The following is a 434-nucleotide window of genomic DNA, read 5'->3' as shown; positions in this document are numbered from 1 at the left end:
AAACATCTTACCCTTTCAGACCGTAATGATATCCAACTGGGCTTAGAGCGCGGTGAAACCTTCAAAGCTATTGGACAATCCATTCTAAAAGATCCGACAACTGTCTCCAAAGAAGTCAAACGAAACAGACAAGTCCGAGAGTCTACATGCGATAACCTTCCTTGCCCTCTACTCGATAAGGCTCCCTTTGTCTGTAATGGATGCCCTAAAAGAAGACAAAATTGTGGATTTAAAAAAATCTTCTACCTTGCTAAACAAGCTCAAAAACAATACGAACAAACTCTTGTTGAAGCTCGTGAAGGAACTCCTCTTAATTCCAAGACCTTCTGGGACATGGACAAAATCATTTCTGATGGTGTTAAAAAGGGACAACACATCTATCATATTCTGAAAACTCATAACCTCGATGTTAGCTCCTCAACTGTCTATCGGCA

Annotated in this window: 1 protein-coding gene; it reads left to right on the top strand. The window is 40.6% G+C overall.

What is annotated here, in order from left to right; all coding sequences use genetic code 11:
- Positions 1-434 (top strand): helix-turn-helix domain-containing protein (locus N8M09_RS10920; protein ID WP_261065203.1); only part of this gene is annotated, 434 nt, incomplete at both ends.

Origin of the sequence: Streptococcus mitis (assembly GCF_946190375.1) — a bacterium.
In the GTDB taxonomy this organism is placed as follows: Bacteria; Bacillota; Bacilli; order Lactobacillales; family Streptococcaceae; genus Streptococcus; species Streptococcus mitis_CJ.
The sequence above is the reverse complement of the archived record's forward strand: the minus strand, read 5'-3'. Positions and strand labels throughout refer to the sequence as shown.